Source organism: Streptococcus sp. M334, from assembly GCF_000187745.1.
Lineage (GTDB): Bacteria > Bacillota > Bacilli > Lactobacillales > Streptococcaceae > Streptococcus.
This window is the reverse complement of the sequence record NZ_GL732487.1, coordinates 12,731-30,315: the sequence shown is the minus strand read 5'-3', so window position 1 is coordinate 30,315 and position 17,585 is coordinate 12,731. Positions and strand designations below refer to the sequence as shown.

The 17,585-nt window shown below is 42.4% G+C and carries 20 protein-coding genes and 1 riboswitch; of the genes, 17 read left to right on the top strand and 3 right to left on the bottom strand.

All coding sequences use genetic code 11. From position 1 onward, the window contains the following. Nucleotides 1-19 precede the first annotated feature (19 nt). A riboswitch (glycine riboswitch) is annotated at nucleotides 20-108 on the top strand. A 90-nt stretch (nucleotides 109-198) separates the two neighbouring features. The 3 genes from HMPREF0851_RS08855 (at nucleotide 199) to HMPREF0851_RS08845 (ending at nucleotide 3,211) form a co-directional block, all read left to right on the top strand. After that, nucleotides 199-1,521, top strand: a complete 1,323-nt coding sequence (locus HMPREF0851_RS08855) for an alanine/glycine:cation symporter family protein (protein ID WP_000891465.1) — start codon at nucleotides 199-201, stop codon at nucleotides 1,519-1,521. A 131-nt stretch (nucleotides 1,522-1,652) separates the two neighbouring features. Further along, a complete protein-coding gene (locus HMPREF0851_RS08850) occupies nucleotides 1,653-2,201 on the top strand; it encodes a carboxymuconolactone decarboxylase family protein (RefSeq protein WP_009014261.1) in 549 nt (182 codons plus the stop codon). 110 nt (nucleotides 2,202-2,311) lie between these two features. Beyond that, nucleotides 2,312-3,211 carry a TDT family transporter gene (locus HMPREF0851_RS08845; RefSeq protein ID WP_000735974.1) on the top strand — a complete coding sequence of 300 codons (900 nt, stop codon included), beginning with the start codon at nucleotides 2,312-2,314 and terminating at the stop codon, nucleotides 3,209-3,211. 25 nt (nucleotides 3,212-3,236) lie between these two features. Here HMPREF0851_RS08845 and serS read toward each other — a convergent pair whose 3' ends face one another. The 3 genes from serS to HMPREF0851_RS08830 form a co-directional block, all read right to left on the bottom strand. Further along, a complete protein-coding gene (serS, locus tag HMPREF0851_RS08840) occupies nucleotides 3,237-4,511 on the bottom strand; it encodes a serine--tRNA ligase (RefSeq protein WP_000884234.1) in 1,275 nt (424 codons plus the stop codon). Nucleotides 4,512-4,724: 213 nt separating this feature from the next. Continuing rightward, nucleotides 4,725-5,096 (bottom strand): DUF956 family protein, encoded by a 372-nt coding sequence (locus HMPREF0851_RS08835; RefSeq protein WP_000079345.1) that lies wholly within the window; start codon nucleotides 5,094-5,096, stop codon nucleotides 4,725-4,727. 2 nt (nucleotides 5,097-5,098) lie between these two features. Then, nucleotides 5,099-6,463: an aspartate kinase gene (locus HMPREF0851_RS08830; RefSeq protein WP_000869663.1), complete on the bottom strand. Its 1,365-nt coding sequence runs from the start codon at nucleotides 6,461-6,463 to the stop codon at nucleotides 5,099-5,101. A 212-nt stretch (nucleotides 6,464-6,675) separates the two neighbouring features. On the opposite strand from HMPREF0851_RS08830, the gene HMPREF0851_RS08825 reads away from it, so the two are divergent. From HMPREF0851_RS08825 to HMPREF0851_RS16190, 14 genes are all read left to right on the top strand, one after another. Next, nucleotides 6,676-7,461: an enoyl-CoA hydratase gene (locus tag HMPREF0851_RS08825; RefSeq protein ID WP_000400067.1), complete on the top strand. Its 786-nt coding sequence runs from the start codon at nucleotides 6,676-6,678 to the stop codon at nucleotides 7,459-7,461. A 92-nt stretch (nucleotides 7,462-7,553) separates the two neighbouring features. Continuing rightward, entirely contained in the window at nucleotides 7,554-7,988 is a 435-nt protein-coding gene (locus HMPREF0851_RS08820; protein ID WP_000386359.1) for a MarR family winged helix-turn-helix transcriptional regulator, read from the top strand. Beyond that, nucleotides 7,988-8,962: a beta-ketoacyl-ACP synthase III gene (locus HMPREF0851_RS08815; RefSeq protein ID WP_000852941.1), complete on the top strand. Its 975-nt coding sequence runs from the start codon at nucleotides 7,988-7,990 to the stop codon at nucleotides 8,960-8,962. Before HMPREF0851_RS08820 ends, HMPREF0851_RS08815 begins: the two co-directional genes overlap by 1 nt. Nucleotides 8,963-9,020: 58 nt before the next feature. Then, on the top strand, nucleotides 9,021-9,245 hold the full coding sequence (locus tag HMPREF0851_RS08810; RefSeq protein ID WP_000257838.1) for an acyl carrier protein: 225 nt from the start codon (nucleotides 9,021-9,023) through the stop codon (nucleotides 9,243-9,245). Nucleotides 9,246-9,361: 116 nt separating this feature from the next. After that, nucleotides 9,362-10,336 (top strand): enoyl-[acyl-carrier-protein] reductase FabK, encoded by a 975-nt coding sequence (gene fabK / locus HMPREF0851_RS08805; protein WP_000857445.1) that lies wholly within the window; start codon nucleotides 9,362-9,364, stop codon nucleotides 10,334-10,336. Continuing rightward, on the top strand, nucleotides 10,329-11,252 hold the full coding sequence (fabD, locus tag HMPREF0851_RS08800; RefSeq protein ID WP_000167640.1) for an ACP S-malonyltransferase: 924 nt from the start codon (nucleotides 10,329-10,331) through the stop codon (nucleotides 11,250-11,252). Before fabK ends, fabD begins: the two co-directional genes overlap by 8 nt. A gap of 40 nt (nucleotides 11,253-11,292) precedes the next feature. Then, the gene (gene fabG / locus HMPREF0851_RS08795) at nucleotides 11,293-12,024 is read left to right on the top strand and encodes a 3-oxoacyl-[acyl-carrier-protein] reductase (RefSeq protein ID WP_001176201.1); all 732 of its coding nucleotides are present in this window, start codon (nucleotides 11,293-11,295) and stop codon (nucleotides 12,022-12,024) included. A gap of 21 nt (nucleotides 12,025-12,045) precedes the next feature. Beyond that, entirely contained in the window at nucleotides 12,046-13,281 is a 1,236-nt protein-coding gene (gene fabF / locus HMPREF0851_RS08790; RefSeq protein WP_000774073.1) for a beta-ketoacyl-ACP synthase II, read from the top strand. 2 nt (nucleotides 13,282-13,283) lie between these two features. Next, nucleotides 13,284-13,769, top strand: a complete 486-nt coding sequence (accB, locus tag HMPREF0851_RS08785) for an acetyl-CoA carboxylase biotin carboxyl carrier protein (RefSeq protein ID WP_001052226.1) — start codon at nucleotides 13,284-13,286, stop codon at nucleotides 13,767-13,769. Beyond that, nucleotides 13,766-14,188, top strand: a complete 423-nt coding sequence (gene fabZ, locus HMPREF0851_RS08780) for a 3-hydroxyacyl-ACP dehydratase FabZ (RefSeq protein WP_000565518.1) — start codon at nucleotides 13,766-13,768, stop codon at nucleotides 14,186-14,188. Before accB ends, fabZ begins: the two co-directional genes overlap by 4 nt. 11 nt (nucleotides 14,189-14,199) lie before the next feature. Next, a complete protein-coding gene (gene accC, locus HMPREF0851_RS08775) occupies nucleotides 14,200-15,567 on the top strand; it encodes an acetyl-CoA carboxylase biotin carboxylase subunit (protein ID WP_000488678.1) in 1,368 nt (455 codons plus the stop codon). Nucleotides 15,568-15,603: 36 nt separating this feature from the next. Beyond that, nucleotides 15,604-16,470 (top strand): acetyl-CoA carboxylase, carboxyltransferase subunit beta, encoded by an 867-nt coding sequence (gene accD, locus HMPREF0851_RS08770; protein WP_001173348.1) that lies wholly within the window; start codon nucleotides 15,604-15,606, stop codon nucleotides 16,468-16,470. Next, nucleotides 16,467-17,234, top strand: a complete 768-nt coding sequence (locus tag HMPREF0851_RS08765; RefSeq protein WP_001017403.1) for an acetyl-CoA carboxylase carboxyl transferase subunit alpha — start codon at nucleotides 16,467-16,469, stop codon at nucleotides 17,232-17,234. Before accD ends, HMPREF0851_RS08765 begins: the two co-directional genes overlap by 4 nt. 156 nt (nucleotides 17,235-17,390) lie before the next feature. Then, nucleotides 17,391-17,573, top strand: coding sequence for a hypothetical protein (locus tag HMPREF0851_RS16190; protein ID WP_000148142.1), 183 nt, complete (start codon nucleotides 17,391-17,393; stop codon nucleotides 17,571-17,573). The last annotated feature ends 12 nt before the right edge of the window (nucleotides 17,574-17,585 follow it).

Sequence of the window (17,585 nt, the reverse complement as noted above, 5' to 3'; positions counted from 1 at the left end):
ATTTTCCATGACTGTAAATGGACGGAACTCTGGAGAGACCGTAAAGGCACCGAAGGGGCAAGGCAGGCAACTGCTCAAACTCTCAGGTAAAAGGACAGAGCTAGGATAGACCGCTTTTTAGCATTTATCTAAGCATTCCAGAGTACATGTATCTTGCATGTGCTCTTTCTTTTGGGGTTGAAAAGATAGGAGAAGGAAATGTTAGAATTGCTTAAATCAATCGATGCTTTTGCTTGGGGCCCACCCCTTTTGATTTTATTGGTCGGAACAGGAATTTACCTAACTGCTCGTCTAGGACTTTTGCAGGTTTTGCGTCTGCCCAAGGCTTTCCAGCTTATTTTTACTAAGGACAAGGGGCATGGCGATGTATCCAGCTTTGCGGCCTTGTGTACAGCCCTCGCAGCGACAGTTGGTACGGGAAATATTATCGGGGTGGCGACGGCTATCAAGGTCGGTGGACCAGGAGCCCTCTTTTGGATGTGGATGGCGGCTTTCTTTGGGATGGCTACCAAGTATGCAGAAGGTTTATTAGCTATTAAATACAGGACTAAAGACGATAACGGTGCTGTTGCAGGAGGTCCCATGCACTATATCCTTCTAGGGATGGGAGAAAAGTGGAGACCACTTGCCATCTTTTTTGCTATCGCAGGTGTCTTAGTAGCTTTGTTGGGAATCGGAACCTTCACCCAAGTCAACTCGATTACAGAATCTATCCAAAATACGACGACTATTTCGCCAGCCATCACAGCTCTTGTGTTGTCAGTATTTGTAGCGATTGCAGTCTTTGGTGGACTCAAGTCCATTTCAAAGGTTTCAACTACTGTTGTTCCTTTTATGGCTATCATCTATATTTTGGGAACGCTTACAGTTATTTTCTTCAATATTGGAAAACTTCCTGCTACAGTCGCTTTAATCTTGACATCAGCCTTTAGTCCTGTTGCTGCGGTAGGTGGATTTGCTGGTGCTAGCATTCGGATGGCTATCCAAAATGGTGTGGCGCGTGGTGTTTTCTCAAACGAATCTGGTCTGGGTTCAGCTCCCATTGCAGCAGCTGCGGCTAAGACAAATGAACCAGTAGAGCAAGGCTTGATTTCCATGACAGGAACCTTTATTGATACCCTCATCATTTGTACTCTGACTGGTTTGACCATCTTAGTGACTGGAGTATGGAATAGTGACTTGAATGGAGTTGCCTTGACTCAGTCAGCCTTTTCAACAGTCTTTTCACATTTTGGGCCTGCCCTCTTAACCATCTTCCTTGTACTTTTTGCCTTTACAACGATTCTAGGTTGGAACTACTATGGAGAACGCTGTTTCGAGTTCCTCTTTGGTGTTCGTTTTATCTGGCTCTACCGTGTGATTTTTGTGCTCATGGTCTTGCTGGGAGGATTTATCGAGTTGGATATGGTCTGGATTATTGCTGATATTGTTAACGCTTTGATGGCTCTGCCAAACTTGATTGCCCTCTTAGTCTTGTCGCCAGTCGTTATTGCTGAAACTAAAAAGTATTTTGACAAATAATGAAATCACACATCGCGTGTGATTTTTTGCTTTCATAAAAAATTTCTATCGATGCAATTTAAAATATATATTATACACGGTATAGAATCTGTGATAGACTAGATTTCAACAACATGAAAAGAGGTTTTATGATGACAACATTTACAATTCATACAGTAGAATCAGCACCAGCAGAAGTGAAAGAAGTTCTTGAAACAGTAGAAAAAGATAACAATGGCTATATTCCCAACCTAATCGGTCTCTTGGCTAATGCACCGACTGCTTTAGAGGCTTACCGTACTGTCGGAGCTATCAACCGTCGCAACAGCCTGACCCCCGTTGAGCGCGAAGTAGTGCAAATCACGGCAGCTGTGACCAATGGTTGTGCTTTCTGCGTCGCAGGTCACACAGCATTTTCAATCAAACAAATCCAAATGAATGATGACCTGCTTCAAGCCCTCCGCAATCGTACTCCAATTGAAACAGATCCTAAATTGGACACCCTAGCTAAGTTTACCTTGGCAGTTATCAATACCAAGGGTCGTGTAGGCGATGAAGCCTTGTCTGAGTTTCTAGAAGTTGGCTATAGCCAACAAAATGCCTTGGATGTGGTTCTCGGTGTTAGTCTTGCCAGTCTTTGCAACTATGCCAACAACCTAGCTAATACCCCAATTAACCCAGAATTGCAACCTTATGCTTAATTCATATCTGAGTAAAAAATGAAGTCTGAAATAATCGGACTTCGTTTTTTAAGTCCTCATTTAAGCGCTTTTATGCTATACTGAAACTAACATGATTATTGGAGGTTAGGATGAAAAAACTCCCCTTAGTATTTTCTGGTTGTTTGCTAGGTTTAGCAGGAGCTGGAAATCTCATTTTAGATACGTTGCCGGTTCTGTCCCATCTGTTGAGTCTAGCAGGTTTGATTTTGTGGATTTACTTTCTGATTTTGCATCTCTTTAATTGGAAGGAAACCAAGCAGGAATTGACCAAGCCCCCTCTTTTGTCAGGAATGGCGACCTTTCCCATGGCTGGGATGATTTTATCGACTTATGTCTTTCGCGTATTCCCTCATCTTCCTTTGGTAGCACAGGGACTCTGGTGGTTTTCATTTCTCTTGGATGTGGCTCTGATTGCTGGCTTCACTATCAAATTTGCCTATCCGGGTCGGAGGGTTCATTCCACTCCTAGCTGGACGGTACTTTATGTGGGGATAGCAGTGGCAGCCTTGACCTATCCGCTTGTGGGCATCATCGAGATTGCCTATGCGACCTTGAGTTTTGGTTTTCTCTTGACCTTCTATCTCTATCCCCTTATTTATAGTGATTTAAAGCAACATCCACTCCCACTAGCCATGCTTGGACAGGAAGGAATCTACTGTGCTCCTTTCTCTCTACTCTTGGCTTCCCTGGTTCGGGTTGGAGGTGCCAGCCTACCGACTTGGGTCTTAATCGTTATGATTTTGGCTTCTCAATCCTTCTTTTTCTTTGTTTTAACTTGCCTGCCCAATATTTTAAAACAAGGCTTTCAACCAGCCTTCTCAGCCCTCACCTTCCCAACCATTATCACGGCTACCTCGCTCAAGATGGCTCAGGGAATATTGAAGCTTCCATTTCTAGATTATCTGGTCTTGGCTGAAACTATTATATGCCTAACTATTTTATTCTTTGTATTGGGTGCTTATCTGAATTGGTTACGAAAAAAGGTCTAGCTAGAAATAGCTAAACCTTATTTTTTTATGGTTTGATGACCTCAGCTCCACCCATGTATGGACGAAGAACTTCTGGGATGGTCACAGAACCATCTGCATTTTGGTAGTTTTCAAGAATAGCAGCCACTGTACGTCCAACTGCAAGTCCAGAACCGTTTAAGGTGTGGAGCAATTTAACCTTTCCATCAGCTTCATCACGGTAACGGATTTGAGCACGACGGGCTTGGAAATCTTCTGTGTTTGAACAGCTTGAGATTTCACGGTAGGTATTTTGTGCTGGAATCCAAACTTCTAAGTCGTAAGTTTTAGCAGCTGAGAAGCCCATATCTCCAGTAGAGAGAGCAACGACACGGTATGGAAGGTTGAGTTTTTGAAGGATATTTTCAGCGTTGGCTGTCATTTTTTCCAATTCTTCGTAAGATTCTTCTGGTTTGGCAAATTTCACCATTTCAACCTTGTGGAATTGGTGCAAACGAATTAAACCACGCGTATCACGACCAGCTGAACCAGCCTCAGAACGGAATGATGGACTCATAGCAGTGAAGTAGATTGGCAAGTCTTTACCGTCCAGGATTTCATCGCGATAGTAGTTTGTTAGAGGAACTTCAGCTGTAGGAATCAGGACATAATTGCTGTCGCTGAGTTCAAAAGTATCTTCCTTGAATTTTGGATATTGACCAGTCCCAAACATAGAGTCGTGGTTAACCATGTAAGGTGTGATGACTTCAGTATAGCCTTCTTTTCCGTGTTCATCCAACATAAAGTTGTAGAGAGCACGTTCCAAACGAGCACCGAGCCCTTTATAGAAGAGGAAGCGAGCGCCTGTTACCTTACCACCGCGTTCCCAGTCAAGGATACCAAGGTCTTCACCCAGATCCCAGTGAGCTTTTGGCTCGAAGTCAAACTCGCGTGGAGTCCCCCAACGGCGAACTTCCACATTGTCGTCTTCGTCAGCCCCAACAGGAACGCTGTCAGCTGGGATGTTTGGAAGAGTAGTGGTAAATTCTGTCAATTTAGCATCGATGTCTGCCAATTCAGCATCCAAGGCTTTGACTTCAGAAGATAGATTTTGCATGTCAGTAATCTTGTCATCTGCATTTTCCTTGTTGCGTTTGGCTTGGGCAATCTCAGCTGAAACTGTGTTACGTTCTGCTTTGAGAGTTTCAACCTTGACCAAGATGTCACGACGTTTAGCGTCGATTTCTTTCATCTCATTCAAAACAGCAGCATCTACACCACGTGTAGCCAATTTTTCTGCGACAGCATCAAAGTCTGTACGAATGCGTTTGATATCTAACATAAGAACTCCTTTATGAAAAAAGCACACCTGATAAAGCGTTGGAGTGGCAGGGCCACGGTTCCATCCAACTTCACAGGTGTGCACTTGATTGTGTATGTAATTGTTACTAACGGTAGAATTTCACCTATCCCTCCTATCTGCTCGCAGCACCCGCAGACTTTCTGAAAGAAGAAGATAACCTACTTATCCGTTGTTATGATTATACTAAAGTTTCTACTTTTTTGCAAATAGATTTTTAAATTTTTGACCAATGGTCTGAATTAGGGTCGGAAGCTTGACGACTTTGTCGTTGCCCAGTTTTTCGCGAGCAATTTTGAGAATGGCACCTGAGTCTTTTGATGCAAAGAGGAATTTTCCTCTGTCTGTAAAGACTTCGAAGTGGCGACTGATTTTGCGACCAGTGACATTGGCTCCAATTTGGTTGATATGGTCCCAAGGAATCTGGATAAATTGTTCGACATTGACATCTGGATAAAATTCCAAAGCCTGATCTCCGACCAGAAATTTCCCAACTTTCCCAGCTATAGAGAGGTAAGAAGTTCCTGTCGTATTGAGAAGCACTGTTTTGTTAAGAGATTGGGCCATGATTAGACTTCCTTACTTTCACCGAAAAAGGCATTGTAGAGGGCTTTAATTGCTGCTTTCTCTTGGTCCTTATGGACAACAAACATAATAGATACTTCACTAGAACCTTGAGACATCATCTGGATATTAATCTTATTTTCAGATAGAGCACGTGTCGCAGTAGCAGTTACTCCGATATGACTCTTCATTTTTTCTCCAACAATCATAATGATTGAAAGGTCGTGTTCGATTTCTGCATGGTCTACTTCAGCCTTTTGAACCAACTGACGAAGGATTTCTTCTTCCTTGATAGGAGTTAGTTCACGAGAACGAAGGATGATTGAAAGATCGTCGATACCTGTTGGCATATGTTCCCAACCAATGTTGAGATCTTCAAGGATTTGAAGAACCTTGCGTCCAAATCCCACCTCACGGTTCATGAGGTATTTAGACATGTTGATGCTGACAAAGCCTGAGTCACCAGCAATTCCCACAACTGGAAATTCATCACTATTGTGTTTTAGAACGATACGAGTGCCTGGATGGTCAGGGTTGTTGGTATTCTTGATAACGAGAGGAATTTTTCCACGGTAGGCAGGAAGAAGTGCCTCGTCATGAAGAACTGAGAATCCTGCATAAGCCAACTCACGCATTTCACGGTAGGTTAACTCAGGAATCGAGTGTGGTTGGTGGATAATTCCTGGGTGGGCTGCAAAGATACCATCAACATCCGTAAAGTTTTCATAGAGATCAGCTTTAACCCCTGCAGCAATGATAGAACCTGTAATGTCTGAGCCTCCACGTGAGAAGGTACAAATTTGATTTTCCTTGGTAACTCCAAAGAAACCAGGAATGACAAGGACTTCATTTGTATTTGTCAATTCCTCAATCTTGTCATAACTTGATGGAATGATGCGAGCGTGGCCAGGTTCACTCGTTACCACAATCCCAGCTTCTCTAGGATGAACATAGCGTGCATCGATACCGTTTTGGTTAAAATAGGCAGCGATCAATTTGGCATTGTTATTTTCACCCGCTGCGAGGAAAGTATCGTAGAGAAATTCATTTTCATCAATAGGAAGAGTGGCTAAGGCGCGAATACTTTTTGAAATTTTTTCTAGAACGGCTGGTTTCAGTCCCAATTCACTAACCATAGCGGCATAGCGGTCGATAATCCAGTTTTGACTCTTGCTAATATCGTTACCAGCAACATAGTCGCGGTAGTATTTAATCAAGGCATCCGTAACCTTAGTATCTTCAGCATTGCGTTTACCAGGCGCAGAAACGACTACAAAACGGCGCTCTGAATCACTTTTTACGATGTTCAAAACTTTTTCTAATTGACTAGCAGAGGCAAGAGAGCTACCTCCAAATTTAACAACTTTCATAAGAACTCCTAAAGTAAGTATTTTATACGATTATAGCAGAAAGAAAGCCTTTTTTCAATGAAGAAAATAAGCTATTTTACAGGAAAAGATAAGGAATCTAAAATCGGCTGAGACACTTATTACATTCTTATTCTTGCTTTTTTAGAATAAAAAAGATATACTTTGAAAACAAAATAATTTAACTTGCTTATAAAAATAAAAAAGGAGTCCAGATGGAACATATTATTTATCAGCTTGAAGAGGATTTGGCAATTATTACCTTGAATCGTCCTGAGGTCGCAAATGGTTTCCATATTCCCATGTGTGAGGAAATTTTAGAAGCCTTGACTCTGGCGGAAGAGGATTCAGCTGTGCATTTTATCTTGATCAATGCGAATGGCAAAGTCTTCTCAGTTGGGGGAGATTTAGTAGAGATGAAGCGGGCGGTGGATGAAGATGATATTCCATCATTGACGAAAATCGCAGAATTGGTCAATGCTATTTCTTATAAAATCAAGCAAATTGCTAAACCTGTCTTGATGGAGGTTGATGGAGCTGTTGCAGGTGCTGCAGCAAATATGGCTGTTGCCGCAGATTTCTGTTTAGCGACCGATAAGGCTAAATTTATCCAAGCCTTTGTTGGAGTTGGTTTGGCTCCAGATGCAGGAGGAATTCATCTCTTGAGCCGAAGTATCGGTGTGACGCGTGCTGCTCAACTAGCCATGACAGGAGAGGCTTTAACAGCAGAAAAAGCTCTAGAGTGGGGTGTGGTTTACCGTATTTCGGAAGCTGATAGGTTAGAAAAAACCAGAGAACAGCTTCTTAAAAAATTAAGACGTGGTTCAAGTAATTCCTATGCAGCCATCAAGAAGTTGGTTTGGGAGAGCCAATTTAAAGATTGGCAAGATTATGCTGTTTTAGAACTGCATCTGCAGGAATCACTGGCCAAAACAGAGGATTTCAAAGAGGGAGTTCGGGCTCATTCGGAGAGAAGAAGACCTAAATTTACAGGAAAATAAAAAAATACTTGCGCCATTCTTTGAAGTTTGATATAATTCTTTTGTCAAATGTTTTGATTGTAAAAGTTTTTTGAGAAGGAGGGAAAGAAAGATTGGACTACCAACGAATTAATGAATATTTAACATCTATATTTAACAATGTCCTCGTCATTGAGGAAGTTAGCTTGAGAGGTAGTCGTTTCAAGGATGTCTCCATCAAAGAAATGCATACGATTGATGTGATTGGGAGATTCCCAGATGTAACACCAAGTAAAGTGTCGAAAGAGTTGATGGTGACTCTTGGGACAGTTACGACTAGTTTGAATAATCTCGAACGCAAGGGTTACATTGAACGCATTCGTTCAGAACATGATCGACGTGTGGTGCATCTGCATTTGACAAAGAAAGGTCGCTTGGTTCATAGGCTACATAAACGCTTCCACAAGGCCATGGTTGAAAAAATCATTGATGGTATGAGTAAGCAAGAAATTGAGGTTATGAGCAAAGGTTTGACTAATCTTTATCAATTTTTGGAGGATTTGAGATAATGGCTTTTGCAAAAATAAGCCAGGTTGCTCATTATGTGCCAGAGCAAGTGGTTACAAATCATGATTTGGCTCAGATTATGGATACCAATGATGAGTGGATTTCAAGTCGGACGGGAATACGACAAAGGCATATCTCAAGAATAGAATCTACTAGTGATTTGGCTACAGAGGTTGCTAAGAAACTGATGGCTAAAGATGGAATCACAGGAGAGGAGTTGGATTTTATCATCCTAGCTACCATTACTCCAGATTCGATGATGCCCTCTACAGCTGCTCGTGTTCAAGCTAATATCGGTGCAAAAAAAGCCTTTGCTTTTGACTTAACAGCTGCTTGTAGTGGATTTGTATTTGCTCTTTCAACTGCTGAAAAGTTTATCGTTTCTGGACGCTTTCAAAAAGGCTTGGTAATTGGTAGCGAAACCCTCTCTAAAGCGGTCGATTGGTCGGACCGATCAACAGCTGTTTTGTTTGGAGATGGTGCTGGTGGTGTCTTGTTAGAAGCTAGCGAGCAAGAGTATTTCTTGGCTGAGAGTCTCAATAGTGATGGAAGTCGCAGCGAGTGTCTGACCTATGGACATTCAGGTCTACATTCTCCATTTTCAAATCAAGAAAATGCAGATTCATTTTTGAAGATGGATGGACGCGCAGTCTTTGATTTTGCTATTCGAGATGTAGCTAAGTCTATCAAACAGACCATTGAAGAATCTCCTGTAGAGGCGACAGACTTGGATTATCTGCTACTTCATCAGGCTAATGACCGTATTTTAGATAAGATGGCTAGGAAAATCGGTGTCGACCGAGACAAACTTCCAGCCAATATGATGGAATATGGAAATACCAGTGCAGCCAGTATCCCGATTTTACTTTCAGAGTGTGTAGAACAAGGCCTCATCCGTTTAGATGGTAGTCAGACTGTTCTGCTATCAGGCTTCGGTGGAGGCTTGACCTGGGGCACGCTCATTCTTACAATTTAGGTAATCATGTGGTGAACACATTGTTATAAAAAACTATTTATTTTAAAGGAGTCCTATCATGGCAGTATTTGAAAAAGTACAAGAAATTATCGTTGAAGAACTTGGGAAAGACGCATCAGAAGTAACACTTGAATCAACTTTTGATGATTTGGATGCAGATTCATTGGACTTGTTCCAAGTAATCTCAGAAATCGAAGATGCTTTTGATATCCAAATCGAAGCAGAAGATGACTTGAAAACAGTTGGTGACTTGGTTGCCTACGTTGAAGAGCAAACAAAATAAACAGAATATAGATAGAAGGAGTAGGGAAACCCGCTCCCTCTTGTTTAGGCAATAGTTTGATTTTCAAATTATGACGATATCGAACTATTACGTAAGCAAGAAACGATGGAGGCACTATGAAAACGCGTATTACAGAATTATTGAACATTGATTATCCTATTTTCCAAGGAGGAATGGCCTGGGTTGCTGATGGTGATTTGGCAGGGGCTGTTTCCAAGGCTGGAGGGCTAGGGATTATCGGTGGGGGGAATGCCCCTAAAGAAGTTGTCAAGGCAAATATTGATAAAATCAAATCATTGACTGATAAACCCTTTGGTGTCAACATCATGCTTTTGTCTCCCTTTGTGGAAGATATTGTAGACCTTGTTATCGAGGAAGGTGTTAAGGTAGTGACAACAGGAGCAGGAAATCCAAGCAAATACATGGAACGTTTCCATGAAGCTGGTATTACAGTTATTCCAGTTGTACCAAGTGTTGCCCTAGCTAAACGCATGGAAAAAATCGGTGCGGATGCTGTTATTGCAGAAGGAATGGAAGCTGGGGGACATATTGGGAAATTAACAACCATGACCTTGGTGCGCCAGGTTGCTGCTGCTGTATCTATTCCTGTTATTGCTGCAGGAGGGATTGCGGATGGTGAAGGTGCTGCGGCTGGCTTTATGCTAGGTGCAGAGGCGGTTCAGGTTGGAACTCGTTTTGTCGTTGCAAAAGAGTCTAATGCCCATCCAAATTATAAGGCCAAGATATTAAAAGCTCGAGATATTGATACTACGATTTCAGCTCAACACTTTGGACATGCTGTTCGTGCGATTAAAAATCAGTTGACTCGTGATTTTGAAAAAGCTGAGAAAGACGCCTTTAAACAAGAAAATCCAGATTTGGAAATTTTTGAACAAATGGGAGCAGGTGCTCTAGCCAAAGCGGTTGTTCACGGAGATGTGGATGGTGGCTCTGTTATGGCAGGTCAAATTGCAGGCCTTGTTTCCAAAGAAGAAACCGTTGAAGAAATCCTAAAAGATTTGTATTACGGAGCAGCTAAGAAAATTCAAGAAGAAGCCTCTCGTTGGGCAGGAGTTGTAAGAAATGACTAAAACAGCCTTTTTATTTGCTGGCCAAGGTGCCCAGTATCTAGGTATGGGACGAGATCTATATGATCACTACCCTATTGTCAAAGAAACGATTGATCAAGCGAGTCAGGTGCTTGGTTATGATTTGCGTCATCTCATTGATACGGAAGAAGAAAAACTCAATCAGACTCGCTATACCCAACCAGCCATTCTAGCGACTTCGGTTGCTATCTACCGTTTATTGCAAGAGAAGGGCTATCAGCCTGATATGGTTGCTGGTTTGTCTCTTGGAGAATATTCTGCCTTGGTGGCCAGTGGCACCTTGGATTTTGAAGATGCGGTTGCCTTGGTTGCTAAGCGTGGAGCCTATATGGAAGAAGCAGCTCCTGCTGGATCTGGCAAGATGGTCGCAGCTCTCAATACGCCAGTAGAGGTTATTGAAGAAGTCTGTCGTAAAGCTTCTGAACTTGGAGTAGTTACTCCAGCCAACTATAATACACCTGCACAAATCGTGATTGGTGGAGAAGTGGTTGCAGTTGATCGAGCTGTTGAACTTTTGCAAGAAGCAGGTTCCAAACGCTTGATTCCACTCAAGGTTTCAGGACCTTTTCATACCGCTCTCCTTGAGTCTGCTAGCCAGAAACTAGCTGAAACTCTAGCTCAGGTAAGTTTTTCAGATTTTACTTGTCCTCTAGTTGGCAATACAGAAGCTGCAGTTATGCAAAAAGAAGACATTGCTCAACTCTTGACGCGTCAGGTCAAGGAACCAGTTCGTTTCTATGAAAGTATTGCAGTTATGCAAGAAGCAGGCGTAACCAACTTTATCGAGATTGGACCAGGGAAAGTTTTGTCAAGCTTTGTCAAAAAAATTGATAAAACAGCTAAACTAGCCAATGTTGAAGATCAGGCTAGCTTGGAAGCCTTGCTAGAAAACGAGTAATCCCTTCTCCCATAAATACAAGAGGAAACAGGAGAAAAGAATGCAACTAAAAAATAAAAATATCTTTATTACAGGTTCGAGTCGTGGTATTGGTCTTGCCATTGCTCATAAGTTTGCTCAAGCAGGAGCCAACATCGTCTTAAACAGTCGTGGGTCTATCTCAGAAGACTTGCTCGCTGAGTTTGCAGACTATGGTGTCAAGGTAGTTCCTATTTCAGGAGATGTGTCAGATTTTGCAGATGCTAAACGTATGGTTGAGCAAGCTATTGCAGAGCTGGGTTCAGTAGATGTTTTGGTCAACAATGCAGGGATTACCCAAGATACCCTTATGCTCAAGATGACAGAAGCAGATTTTGAAAAAGTTCTCAAGGTTAACCTGACTGGGGCTTTTAACATGACACAATCAGTCTTAAAACCGATGATGAAAGCCAGAGAAGGTGCTATCATTAATATGTCTAGTGTTGTTGGCTTGATGGGAAATATCGGTCAAGCTAACTACGCTGCTTCTAAGGCTGGTTTGATTGGTTTTACCAAGTCTGTGGCGCGTGAAGTGGCTAATCGCCATATCAGGGTTAATGCGATCGCACCAGGAATGATAGAATCTGATATGACAGCTGTTCTATCCGACAAGGTAAAAGATGCTATGCTGGCGCAAATTCCTATGAAAGAATTTGGGCAGGCAGAGCAGGTTGCAGATTTAACAGTATTTTTAGCAGGCCAAGATTATCTAACTGGTCAAGTGGTTGCCATTGATGGTGGCTTAAGTATGTAGCAAAAGCTAGAGGTGAAAAAGATGAAACTAAATCGCGTAGTAGTAACAGGTTATGGAGTAACATCTCCAATCGGAAATACACCAGAAGAATTTTGGAATAGTTTGACAACTGGAAAAATCGGAATTGGTCAAATTACAAAATTTGATCATAGTGACTTTGATGTGCATAATGCGGCAGAAATCCAAGATTTTCCTTTTGATAAATACTTTGTTAAGAAAGATACCAATCGTTTCGATAACTATTCTTTGTATGCCTTGTACGCAGCTCAAGAAGCCGTTAATCATGCCAATTTGGATGTAGAGGCCCTTGATAAAGATCGTTTTGGTGTTATTGTTGCCTCAGGTATTGGTGGAATCAAAGAAATTGAAGATCAAGTGCTTCGCCTCCATGACAAAGGACCAAAACGTGTGAAACCATTGACTCTTCCAAAAGCCTTACCAAATATGGCTTCAGGAAATGTTGCTATGCGTTTTGGAGCAAACGGTGTTTGTAAATCTATCAATACTGCCTGCGCTTCATCAAATGATGCGATTGGGGATGCCTTCCGCTCCATTAAGTTTGGTTTCCAAGATGTTATGTTGGTAGGTGGTTCAGAAGCTTCTATCACACCTTTTGCTATTGCTGGTTTCCAAGCCCTGACAGCTCTCTCTACTACAGAGGATCCAACTCGTGCTTCTATTCCATTTGATAAGGACCGTAACGGTTTTGTCATGGGTGAAGGTTCAGGGATGTTGGTTCTTGAAAGCCTTGAACACGCTGAAAAACGTGGGGCAACTATCCTTGCTGAAGTGGTTGGTTATGGACATACCTGTGATGCCTACCACATGACTTCTCCACATCCAGAAGGTCAGGGAGCTATCAAGGCCATCAAACTAGCCTTGGAAGAAGCTGAGATTTCTCCAGAGCAAGTAGCCTATGTCAATGCTCACGGAACGTCAACTCCTGCTAATGAAAAAGGAGAAAGTGGTGCGATCGTGGCTGTTCTTGGTAAGGAAGTACCTGTATCATCAACTAAATCATTCACAGGACATTTGCTGGGGGCTGCAGGTGCGGTAGAAGCTATCGTCACAATTGAAGCTATGCGTCATAACTTTGTACCAATGACAGCTGGAACAAGTGAAGTATCAGATTATATCGAAGCCAATGTCGTTTATGGACAAGGCTTGGAGCAAGAAATTCCATATGCTATTTCAAATACTTTTGGTTTTGGTGGCCACAATGCAGTTCTTGCTTTCAAACGTTGGGAGAATAAGTAAGTATGAATTTAAACGATATTAAAGACTTGATGGCTCAATTTGACCAATCAAGTTTGAGAGAATTTTCTTATAAGAATGGGACGGATGAGTTGGAGTTTAGCAAGAATGAAGCGAGACTTGTATCTGAAGTTGCACCTCAAGTTGCTCCAGCACCCGTTCTAGCAACACCAAGTCCAGTAGCTCCTACATCTGCTCCAGCAGAGACTGTAGCAGAAGAAGTTCCAGCTCCAGCAGAAACAAATGTGGCTGCTGAGGGAGATCTTGTAGAGAGCCCACTTGTTGGGGTGGCTTACTTGGCTGCTGGTCCAGATAAACCTGCCTTTGTAACAGTTGGTGATAGTGTTAAAAAAGGTCAAACATTGGTCATTATCGAAGCCATGAAAGTCATGAATGAAATCCCAGCTCCTAAGGATGGTGTGGTAACGGAAATTCTCGTTTCTAACGAAGAAATGGTTGAGTTTGGTAAAGGATTGGTACGTATCAAATGATCGATATTCAAGGAATCAAAGAAGCCCTTCCCCACCGTTATCCTATGCTCCTAGTAGACCGTGTCTTGGAAGTGAGCGAGGACACTATTGTTGCCATCAAAAATGTAACCATCAATGAGCCCTTCTTTAACGGTCATTTCCCTCAATATCCAGTTATGCCAGGTGTTCTGATCATGGAAGCATTGGCGCAAACAGCTGGTGTCTTGGAGTTGTCAAAATCTGAAAATAAAGGAAAACTGGTCTTTTACGCTGGTATGGACAAGGTTAAATTCAAGAAGCAAGTTGTACCAGGTGATCAATTAGTTATGACGGCGACCTTTGTAAAACGTCGCGGTACCATTGCCGTGGTTGAAGCAAAGGCTGAAGTGGATGGCAAGCTTGCAGCTAGTGGTACTCTTACCTTTGCAATAGGGAACTAAGGAGGTTCTCCATGTTTCGAAAAATTTTAATTGCCAATCGTGGTGAAATTGCGGTTCGTATTATCCGTGCGGCGCGTGAATTGGGCATTGCGACGGTGGCGGTTTATTCGACTGCTGATAAGGAAGCCCTTCATACGCTTTTGGCAGATGAAGCGGTTTGTATCGGCCCTGGTAAGGCAACAGAGTCTTATCTCAATATTAATGCGGTTCTATCAGCTGCAGTCTTGACTGAGGCAGAAGCCATTCACCCAGGTTTTGGATTTCTCAGTGAAAATTCCAAATTTGCTACCATGTGTGAAGAGGTGGGAATCAAGTTTATCGGCCCATCTGGCCATGTTATGGATATGATGGGGGATAAGATCAATGCGCGTGCTCAGATGATCAAAGCAGGCGTGCCTGTTATACCAGGTTCAGATGGAGAAGTGCATAACTCTGAGGAAGCTTTGATTGTTGCTGAAAAAATTGGCTATCCTGTGATGCTCAAGGCTTCAGCAGGTGGAGGTGGTAAAGGGATTCGTAAGGTTGAAAAACCAGACGATCTCGTTTCTGCCTTTGAAACTGCTTCAAGTGAAGCCAAGGCCAATTATGGTAATGGTGCTATGTACATAGAACGGGTTATTTATCCAGCTCGTCACATCGAGGTTCAAATCCTAGGAGATGAGCATGGACATGTGATTCACTTGGGTGAACGGGATTGTTCTCTTCAACGGAATAACCAAAAGGTTTTGGAAGAAAGCCCTTCGATTGCAATCGGAAAAACGTTGCGCCATGAAATCGGTGCTGCTGCTGTTCGAGCGGCAGAGTCTGTTGGCTATGAGAATGCAGGGACCATTGAGTTTCTTCTTGATGAAGCTAGCGGTAAATTCTATTTTATGGAGATGAATACTCGTGTACAAGTAGAACATCCAGTAACAGAATTTGTTTCAGGTGTGGATATCGTTAAGGAACAGATTCGAATTGCGGCAGGTCAAGCTCTGTCTGTTAAGCAAGAAGATATTGTTCTAAGAGGACATGCTATCGAGTGTCGTATCAATGCAGAAAACCCAGCCTTCAACTTTGCTCCAAGCCCAGGTAAGATTACCAATCTCTATCTGCCAAGTGGTGGAGTTGGCTTGCGCGTAGATTCAGCAGTTTATCCAGGCTATACCATTCCCCCCTATTATGATAGTATGATTGCCAAAGTCATTGTTCATGGAGAGAATCGTTTTGATGCTTTGATGAAAATGCAACGTGCCCTCTATGAACTAGAGATTGAGGGGGTGCAGACCAATGCAGATTTCCAGCTTGACCTCATTTCAGATCGCAATGTCATTGCTGGAGATTATGATACTTCCTTCTTGATGGAAACCTTCTTACCTAAATATCAAGAAAAAGAATAAAATGACTTTAAGAGTTTAAACCGAAAAGGGGAATCAATGGCTCTATTTAGTAAAAAAGATAAGTATATTCGAATCAATCCCAATCGTTCGGTTAGGGAAAAACCTCAAGCCAAGCCAGAGGTTCCAGATGAATTATTTTCTAAGTGTCCAGGATGTAAGCATACCATCTATCAGAAGGATCTGGGAAGTGAGCGTATCTGTCCGCACTGTAGCTATACCTTTCGTATTTCTGCCCAAGAACGCTTGGCTTTGACGATTGATATGGGCACCTTCAAGGAATTGTTTACAGGGATTGAAAGCAAGGATCCCTTGCATTTCCCTGGTTATCAAAAGAAACTAGCAGCTATGCGTGAAAAAACAGGGCTGGATGAAGCTGTTGTGACAGGAACTGCTCTTATTAAAGGTCAGACTGTGGCTCTTGGGATTATGGATTCCAACTTTATCATGGCTTCTATGGGTACGGTTGTAGGTGAAAAAATCACTCGCTTATTTGAGTATGCAACTGTCGAACAATTGCCAGTTGTCCTCTTCACTGCCTCTGGTGGAGCCCGTATGCAGGAAGGAATCATGAGTCTCATGCAAATGGCCAAGATTTCTGCAGCAGTTAAACGCCATTCAAATGCAGGTCTCTTTTATCTGACCATTTTGACAGATCCAACGACAGGTGGTGTAACAGCTTCTTTCGCTATGGAAGGAGATATCATTCTGGCTGAACCACAGAGCTTGGTTGGTTTTGCTGGACGTCGTGTGATTGAAAATACGGTTCGTGAAAGCTTGCCTGAGGGGTTCCAAAAGGCAGAATTCCTATTGGAACATGGATTTGTGGATGCTATTGTTAAAAGGAGAGACTTGCCAGATACCATTGCTAGCCTAGTCAGATTGCACGGAGGGGGTCCAAGATGAATATTGCAAAAATAGTCAGAGAAGCGCGTGAGCAGAGTCGCTTGACAACTTTGGACTTTGCGACAGGCATTTTTGATGAATTTATCCAATTACACGGTGACCGTTCTTTTCGTGACGATGGTGCAGTTGTTGGTGGTATTGGCTGGCTTGGAGAGCAAGCTGTAACAGTGGTTGGTATCCAAAAAGGCAAGAGTTTACAAGACAATCTAAAACGGAATTTTGGTCAACCACATCCAGAAGGCTACCGCAAGGCCCTGCGTTTGATGAAACAGGCTGAAAAGTTTGGTCGTCCAATAGTGACCTTTATCAATACTGCAGGTGCCTATCCTGGTGTGGGGGCGGAAGAACGCGGTCAAGGGGAAGCTATCGCTCGCAATCTCATGGAAATGAGTGATCTGAAAGTTCCGATTATCGCCATCATTATCGGTGAAGGTGGTTCAGGTGGGGCTCTGGCTCTAGCCGTCGCGGACCGTGTCTGGATGCTGGAAAATTCTATCTATGCCATTCTCAGCCCAGAAGGTTTTGCTTCCATTCTATGGAAGGATGGCAGTCGTGCCATGGAAGCAGCAGAACTGATGAAAATCACTTCGCATGAACTGTTGGAAATGGACGTGGTGGATAAGGTGATTTCTGAAGCAGGACTTTCTAGTAAAGAACTGATTAAGAGTGTCAAAAAAGAACTCCAAGCTGAGCTAGCTAGACTTTCACAAAAACCGCTAGAAGAGTTGTTGGAAGAGCGTTATCAACGATTTAGAAAATACTAAGAATGACTAAATGAGACTAGAAAGGTCTCATTTTTTTAGAAAAATGCAATTCAGGTCGAAAAATTGACAGTTGAGGAGATGGGCTATAAAATAGATAAAAAAGATGTATACTGTAGATCTAAGCTTACAAAAATTTATTTTAAGGAAGTACTTGCAATGACAGGTACAGAAACATTTACAGTTCTTTCATCTGAGAACTTAGAGCAAACTTCAGGTGGTAGAATGATTTGGTTGGTTGATGATAGACATTGGGATTCGCCATATGTATATAGTTTAGCGACAGAATGGAGTACAATACTGACTCATGCGACTAGACGTGGTTCTGGTATTGGCTATTGATAAATTAAAGGG

Bases quoted from the DNA above. Each gene is read 5' to 3' on its own strand.
- HMPREF0851_RS08810 (WP_000257838.1), top strand. From the start codon at position 9,021: ATGGCAGTATTTGAAAAAGTACAAGAAATTATCGTTGAAGAACTTGGG.
- accD (WP_001173348.1), top strand. From the start codon at position 15,604: ATGGCTCTATTTAGTAAAAAAGATAAGTATATTCGAATCAATCCCAAT.
- fabK (WP_000857445.1), top strand. From the start codon at position 9,362: ATGAAAACGCGTATTACAGAATTATTGAACATTGATTATCCTATTTTC.
- HMPREF0851_RS08825 (WP_000400067.1), top strand. From the start codon at position 6,676: ATGGAACATATTATTTATCAGCTTGAAGAGGATTTGGCAATTATTACC.
- HMPREF0851_RS08815 (WP_000852941.1), top strand. From the start codon at position 7,988: ATGGCTTTTGCAAAAATAAGCCAGGTTGCTCATTATGTGCCAGAGCAA.
- HMPREF0851_RS08835 (WP_000079345.1), bottom strand. From the start codon at position 5,096: ATGGCCCAATCTCTTAACAAAACAGTGCTTCTCAATACGACAGGAACT.
- HMPREF0851_RS08850 (WP_009014261.1), top strand. From the start codon at position 1,653: ATGACAACATTTACAATTCATACAGTAGAATCAGCACCAGCAGAAGTG.
- fabD (WP_000167640.1), top strand. From the start codon at position 10,329: ATGACTAAAACAGCCTTTTTATTTGCTGGCCAAGGTGCCCAGTATCTA.
- serS (WP_000884234.1), bottom strand. From the start codon at position 4,511: ATGTTAGATATCAAACGCATTCGTACAGACTTTGATGCTGTCGCAGAA.
- HMPREF0851_RS16190 (WP_000148142.1), top strand. From the start codon at position 17,391: ATGACAGGTACAGAAACATTTACAGTTCTTTCATCTGAGAACTTAGAG.
- HMPREF0851_RS08830 (WP_000869663.1), bottom strand. From the start codon at position 6,463: ATGAAAGTTGTTAAATTTGGAGGTAGCTCTCTTGCCTCTGCTAGTCAA.
- accB (WP_001052226.1), top strand. From the start codon at position 13,284: ATGAATTTAAACGATATTAAAGACTTGATGGCTCAATTTGACCAATCA.
- fabG (WP_001176201.1), top strand. From the start codon at position 11,293: ATGCAACTAAAAAATAAAAATATCTTTATTACAGGTTCGAGTCGTGGT.
- HMPREF0851_RS08855 (WP_000891465.1), top strand. From the start codon at position 199: ATGTTAGAATTGCTTAAATCAATCGATGCTTTTGCTTGGGGCCCACCC.
- HMPREF0851_RS08765 (WP_001017403.1), top strand. From the start codon at position 16,467: ATGAATATTGCAAAAATAGTCAGAGAAGCGCGTGAGCAGAGTCGCTTG.
- HMPREF0851_RS08845 (WP_000735974.1), top strand. From the start codon at position 2,312: ATGAAAAAACTCCCCTTAGTATTTTCTGGTTGTTTGCTAGGTTTAGCA.
- fabF (WP_000774073.1), top strand. From the start codon at position 12,046: ATGAAACTAAATCGCGTAGTAGTAACAGGTTATGGAGTAACATCTCCA.
- fabZ (WP_000565518.1), top strand. From the start codon at position 13,766: ATGATCGATATTCAAGGAATCAAAGAAGCCCTTCCCCACCGTTATCCT.
- accC (WP_000488678.1), top strand. From the start codon at position 14,200: ATGTTTCGAAAAATTTTAATTGCCAATCGTGGTGAAATTGCGGTTCGT.